This window comes from Lactovum odontotermitis, assembly GCF_054658595.1.
Genome location: NZ_BAAGGQ010000037.1, coordinates 1 through 6,216, shown reverse-complemented (window position 1 = coordinate 6,216; position 6,216 = coordinate 1). Strand labels below are relative to the sequence as shown.

Below are 6,216 nucleotides of genomic sequence, written 5' to 3'. Positions count from 1 at the left end.
GCCACAGGAGCGACCGGCGCAACGGGCTCAACCGGAGCTCAAGGTATTCAAGGCGCGACCGGCGCAACAGGAGCCACAGGTTCGACCGGCGCCACAGGCGCGACAGGAGCCAACGGTAAAGATGGTACAACACCGCAGGTAGGCGACAACGGCAACTGGTGGATAGGCACAACAGACACAGGTATTCCTGCCACAGGCGCCACAGGTGCTACAGGCGCGACGGGCGCAACAGGCCAAGCCGGCAAAGACGGTGAAACACCATACATCGGCCCTAACGGCAACTGGTTCGTCAACGGTGTTGACACAGGTGTCCGTGCTCAAGGTGCAACGGGCGCCACCGGCGCCACAGGTGCCACAGGTTCAACCGGTGCGACAGGCGCGACTGGAGCCACAGGCGCGACCGGCGCAACCGGAGCGACTGGTAACGAAGGCGTGACTCCGCAAATCGGCGACAACGGCAACTGGTGGATTGGAACAACAGACACAGGTATACCTGCTCGCGGTAAAGACGGCGCGACCGGCGCCACAGGTGCCACAGGCGCAACCGGCGCTGACGGCCATACACCATATATCGGAATTGATGGCAACTGGTGGACATGGGATGCCGCTCAAAACGCCTATGAAGACACAGGCATACCAGCCCGCGGTCAAGATGGCGCGACCGGTGCTACAGGTGCCGCAGGTGCAGATGGTAAAGATGGTATAACGCCAAGCATTGGCAACAATGGTAATTGGTTCATCGGTGATGCAGACACAGGCGTGGCCGCAGAAGGTATCACTCCGCAAATCGGCGACAACGGTAACTGGTGGGTCGGCACACGCGACACAGGTATTCCTGCCACAGGTGCGACCGGCGCGACAGGAGCCACAGGTGCCGCAGGTGCAGACGGCCGTGATGGTCAAACACCTTACGTTGGAGTAAACGGCAACTGGTGGATTAACGGAAGAGATACAGGTGTTCACGCTCAAGGTGCCACAGGCGCGACCGGTGCCACAGGGGCTGATGGCCAATCTCCAACTATCGGCGACAACGGCCATTGGTTCATCGGCAATGTAGATACTGGTATCGGCGCTGTTGGTGCGACCGGCGCAACGGGTGCCACTGGAGCTACCGGAGCTACTGGTGCAACAGGAGCAAACGGTGTTGACGGCTTAACGCCGCACATCGGCCCTGACGGCAACTGGTGGCTTGGCGAAAACAACACTCATATCAGTTCTCAAGGCGCCACAGGCGCAACGGGTGCCACAGGTGCGACTGGCGAAAATGGTAAAGACGGTAACAAAGGCTTAGACGGCAACAGTGCTCTGATTGGTCCTGACGGCAACTGGTGGATTTACGATCCGAATGAAGACGTTTATACCAATACTGGCTTCTCTGCCACAGGCGCAACCGGCGCAACAGGTGCCACAGGCGCGACCGGAGCAGACGGACAAGACGGTAATGACGGCACAAACGGCCGTTCCCCAATCGTCGGTAAAAATGGCCACTGGTATGTCTGGGATGAATCCACTAAATCCTACGTTGACAGCGGCTACAGCTCTATCGGAGCCACCGGCGCGACCGGTGCCACAGGTGCCACAGGTGCAACGGGTCCTCAAGGCAATACAGGCGCGACCGGTGCAACCTCCACACCTGACGATGAACAATGGACAGCCATCTATGCTTCCGGCTACCTCTCAAGCAATGGACAACCAGTGAATGCTGATAACAATCAAACCGTGAATGAGATTGTAGCATTGTCTGGTGTAAAAGACGGTTCCGGTAACATTGTAACCGGCAGCCAAGTTGTAAAAGGCTATCTTTATGCTAACGGTGTCTTGATTGCTCAAGGCCAAGTAACAGTCACGCTTGATTCAACAGGAACAGCCCCTACTTTCGCAATTCCAATCACATTTGATGGAACAGCTTATGCAGGTCAAACATTGACCGGCGGCTTCTGCATCGGTGACCCTCTCGGCGCTAATTCGCCAGAGGGGGCCTCCGGTGGTACTCAGGCAGGTGAAATTACAATCCCTGACAACCAAGACGATTATGTAGCACCAACAATTACAGCACCGGCGAACGTGAATTTGTCTATTGGTGACAGTTTCACCCCTAATGCAGGTGATGCGGTCGTTGAGGATGAGGATTATCTATCCGACGGCGGTTACCGTTACATTGTCTCCAGCAGCGTAGACACAACAAAACCAGGTACCTACCAAGTCGTTTATGGCTATGTTTATACCGACCCAACTACGAATACCTCCAAGACGATTACTGCGACACAAACAGTGACAGTATCACCTGTTAATGGCGCGACTGGTCCTACTGGTTCAACCGGTGCGACTGGTCCTACTGGTTCAACCGGCTCAACCGGGGCCACTGGAGCTACAGGCGCGACTGGAGCTGCAGGTGCAGACGGTAAAGATGGCAAAGACGGCGCAGACGGTAAAGACGGCACGAACGGTATAAACGGTTCAACACCATACATCGGCTCGAACGGCAATTGGTGGATTAATGGTATAGATACAGGTATAGGTGCTGCAGGTGCAGACGGACATTCCCCTATCGTCGGCAGCAATGATCACTGGTACGTCTGGGATTCAAAGAGCAATTCATACGTTGATTCAGGATTTAGCTCAACAGGTACAGCTGGAAGAGATGGTAAAGACGGCATAAACGGCTCAACACCATACATCGGCTCAAACGGCAACTGGTGGATTAACGGGATAGATACAGGCATAAGTGCGATTGGATCAGACGGACATTCCCCAGTTGTCGGCAGCAATAACAACTGGTACGTCTGGGATTCAAAGAGCAACTCATACGTTGATTCAGGAATTAGCTCAACAGGCACAGCTGGAATAGATGGCAAGAACGGCACAAACGGTTCAACACCATACATCGGTGCAAACGGCAACTGGTGGATTAACGGAAAAGACAGCGGTGTAAGTGCGACCACGACCACCAGTCTAGCCACTAAAAAAACAACGACTTCAACCGGTAAAACAACCATTTTACCAAACACAGGCGAGTCAAATGGTGAAACTACGGCGATACTCGCTGGTTCCGCACTCCTTGCAGGAGCTGCTAGCCTAGCTGCCCTACGTCGCAAGAAAAAAGAAAACTGATAAGATGAGTTTCTAAGTTCTACCCATTTTGACACATAAGTTATCATACGCTCTCTGCGGCAAATGCTGCAGGGGGCGTATTTTTTGTTGTGTTTTGTAAGCCTAATCCTTTACAAGAACAAAATAAAATGCTAAAATAAACAAGTCCGACTTTTAGGCGCTTTTTTGGCGTCTTTCGGGAAATTTGAGGAGGTGCCAATCTTTGGCAAAAGATGATGTTATTGAAATAGAAGGTCGCGTGGTAGATACAATGCCGAACGCGATGTTCACAGTTGAGCTCGAAAACGGCCATCAAATCCTGGCCACGATTTCAGGTAAAATGCGCAAGAATTACATTCGTATTTTGACAGGTGATCGCGTACAAGTGGAGATGAGTCCGTATGATTTAACACGCGGGCGCATAACTTATCGCTTTATCAAATAACCCGCAAATATCGCAAACAAGGAGGGAAACAATGAAAGTTAGACCATCTGTAAAACCGATGTGCGATGACTGTAAAGTTATTCGTCGGCATGGACGTGTTATGGTAATTTGCCCTGTAAATCCAAAACACAAACAACGTCAGGGATAAAAAAGAAAGGAGAACTAAATGGCTCGTTTTGCTGGAGTTGATGTTCCAAACGAAAAACGTATTGTTATTTCATTAACATATGTTTATGGTGTTGGTCCTACAACCGCACAAAAAGTACTTGCACAAGCCGGAGTTTCTGAAGACATCCGCACCAAAGATTTGACAACAGATCAAGAAGATGCGATTCGTCGTGAACTTGACGGCTTGAAGCTAGAAGGCGACCTGCGTCGTGAAGTCAGCCTGAACATCAAACGTTTGATGGAAATCGGCAGCTATCGCGGCATGCGCCATCGTCGCGGTCTTCCTGTTCGCGGACAGAACACCAAGAACAACGCACGTACACGCAAAGGCCCTGCTAAAGCAATTGCAGGCAAGAAGAAATAATTAGAAAGGAGAAAAAATGCCAAAACCTACTCGTAAACGTCGTGTAAAGAAGAACGTCGAATCTGGTGTTGCACACATTCATTCAACTTTCAACAACACAATTGTGATGATTACAGATACAGTTGGCAATGCACTTGCATGGTCATCCGCCGGCGCACTTGGATTTAAAGGTTCAAAGAAATCGACTCCATTCGCCGCCCAAATGGCATCTGAAGCCGCTGCTAAAGCCGCACAAGAACAAGGCTTGAAGACAGTTTCAGTTTCAGTCAAAGGCCCTGGCCCTGGTCGTGAGTCTGCCATTCGCGCTCTTGCAGCCGCAGGTTTGAACGTTACTGCTATCAGTGATGTTACCCCAGTTCCACATAATGGTGCACGCCCTCCAAAACGTCGTCGTGTATAACCTAAACCCATAGTAATTGAACATTTGCTACTATATTAAAGGGGAAAAAATACATGATTGAATTTGAAACACCAAAAATTGAAAAAATTGATGATGAGCCGACATTCGGCAAGTTTGTCATCGAACCACTTGAACGTGGATATGGAACAACACTTGGAAACTCTCTCCGCCGTGTCCTTTTGTCAAGCTTGACAGGCGCCGCAGTGACGGGAATTTCTATCGAAGGTGTTCAACATGAATTTGCTACAATCCCAGGCGTACGTGAAGACGTCGTTCAAATTGTACTTGCCGTTAAAGGACTTGCGATTCAATCATTTTCGAACGATGAAAAACAGATTGAATTGGATGTCACAGGACCAGCCGAAGTAAAAGCCGGAGATATCCTGACAGACAGCGAAGTTGAGATTGTTAATAAAGATCACTACCTCTTCACATTGGCGAAAGGTCATACTTTCCATGCCGTGATGACTGTGAATAAAGGCCGTGGCTACGTACTCGCAGACGAAAATAAGTCGGAAACTCAACCTGTAGGTACAATTGCCGTTGATTCACTCTATTCACCAGTGACCAAGGTCAATTATCAAGTTGAACCAGCCCGTGTCGGCGACAAAGATAACTACGACAAATTGACGCTTGAAATCTCGACAAACGGTACAGTTGCACCAGAAGAAGCCTTGAGCCATGCTGCCAAGATTCTGACAGACCATTTGGGCCTGTTCGTAGACTTGTCAGAAAGTGCGAAAGCAACCAGCAACATGTCCGCCTCGGCAAAACCGACGACAAATCATGTGATGGATAAAACCATCGAAGAACTTGATTTCTCAGTTCGTGCCTACAACAGCTTGAAGCGTGCAGGAATCAATGCTATCTCAGATTTATCCGACATGAACATCGTAGAAATTCAAAAAATCAAAAACCTCGGCAAAAAATCATTTGAAGAAGTCATCGACAAATTAAAAAGCCTTGGAATTGACATCCGAAAATAAAATAGGAGGAAAGAAATGACCTATCGTAAACTAGGACGTAAATCAGCACAACGTAAAGCCATGCTTCGCGACTTGACCACAGACCTGATTATCAATGAGTCAATTGTGACAACAGAAGCGCGCGCCAAAGAAGTTCGCCGCACAGTTGAAAAAATGATTACGCTTGGCAAAAAGGGTGACCTTGCTGCCCGTCGTCAGGCCGCAGCCTTTGTCCGCAAAGAAATTGCCGTGAAAGACTTCAACGAAGAAAAAGAAGTATTCCCGACAGCTCTGCAGAAACTCTTCAATGACATTGCAAAACGTTATGAAGGACGCAACGGCGGCTACACACGTATTCTGAAGACAGAACCACGCCGCGGTGACGCAGCGCCAATGGCCATCATTGAATTAGTTTAATCTAATCAAGAAGCCGTTAAATTTGAGTGTAATGATGTTGGCGGTGTGCTTGAGTTGGGTAAACAGAGTGTTTACCTGAGTAGCATTGCTTAGTCTAGCTCGTGAATCCGGGGCATTTGCCCCGGATAACACACTCATTTATCACATAAAATACAAAAAGTCTGAATAAGATTTTTTTATTTTCAGCAAATTTTCAAAGAGTTTTCGGACGTTTTTCAAACTTTGTATAAAATCGCAACTTAATTTTTGACAAATGGTGTGGGAGTTTGCTATACTATAAAAGTTGTCTGAGGGAACCGCCGCAAGGCGGGAATTGTGAGGCAGCAGGAAAGTTTCGAAAACAAAGTTTATTCTTGACAAGGCCATG

Annotated in this window: 7 protein-coding genes; all 7 read left to right on the top strand. The window is 49.0% G+C overall.

Features of this window, described 5'->3' with window-relative positions:
- Positions 1-3,111, top strand: a 3,111-nt coding sequence (locus ACYQ2E_RS11080; RefSeq protein ID WP_460018125.1) for an LPXTG cell wall anchor domain-containing protein, incomplete at its 5' end; no start/stop codon positions are given.
- Between the two features lie 202 nt (positions 3,112-3,313).
- Positions 3,314-3,535: a translation initiation factor IF-1 gene (gene infA / locus ACYQ2E_RS11075; RefSeq protein WP_460018124.1), complete on the top strand. Its 222-nt coding sequence runs from the start codon at positions 3,314-3,316 to the stop codon at positions 3,533-3,535.
- A 31-nt stretch (positions 3,536-3,566) separates the two neighbouring features.
- Entirely contained in the window at positions 3,567-3,683 is a 117-nt protein-coding gene (rpmJ, locus tag ACYQ2E_RS11070; RefSeq protein ID WP_460018123.1) for a 50S ribosomal protein L36, read from the top strand.
- Between the two features lie 18 nt (positions 3,684-3,701).
- Complete coding sequence (gene rpsM / locus ACYQ2E_RS11065) at positions 3,702-4,067, top strand: 30S ribosomal protein S13 (RefSeq protein ID WP_460018122.1); 366 nt, start codon at positions 3,702-3,704, stop codon at positions 4,065-4,067.
- Between the two features lie 16 nt (positions 4,068-4,083).
- On the top strand, positions 4,084-4,467 hold the full coding sequence (gene rpsK, locus ACYQ2E_RS11060) for a 30S ribosomal protein S11 (RefSeq protein WP_460018121.1): 384 nt from the start codon (positions 4,084-4,086) through the stop codon (positions 4,465-4,467).
- 53 nt (positions 4,468-4,520) lie between these two features.
- Positions 4,521-5,453 carry a DNA-directed RNA polymerase subunit alpha gene (locus ACYQ2E_RS11055; RefSeq protein ID WP_460018120.1) on the top strand — a complete coding sequence of 311 codons (933 nt, stop codon included), beginning with the start codon at positions 4,521-4,523 and terminating at the stop codon, positions 5,451-5,453.
- Positions 5,454-5,468: 15 nt separating this feature from the next.
- Positions 5,469-5,849: a 50S ribosomal protein L17 gene (rplQ, locus tag ACYQ2E_RS11050; protein WP_460018119.1), complete on the top strand. Its 381-nt coding sequence runs from the start codon at positions 5,469-5,471 to the stop codon at positions 5,847-5,849.
- Positions 5,850-6,216: the final 367 nt, after the last annotated feature.

Bases quoted from the DNA above. Each gene is read 5' to 3' on its own strand.
- ACYQ2E_RS11055 (WP_460018120.1), top strand. From the start codon at position 4,521: ATGATTGAATTTGAAACACCAAAAATTGAAAAAATTGATGATGAGCCG.
- rplQ (WP_460018119.1), top strand. From the start codon at position 5,469: ATGACCTATCGTAAACTAGGACGTAAATCAGCACAACGTAAAGCCATG.
- rpmJ (WP_460018123.1), top strand. From the start codon at position 3,567: ATGAAAGTTAGACCATCTGTAAAACCGATGTGCGATGACTGTAAAGTT.
- rpsK (WP_460018121.1), top strand. From the start codon at position 4,084: ATGCCAAAACCTACTCGTAAACGTCGTGTAAAGAAGAACGTCGAATCT.
- rpsM (WP_460018122.1), top strand. From the start codon at position 3,702: ATGGCTCGTTTTGCTGGAGTTGATGTTCCAAACGAAAAACGTATTGTT.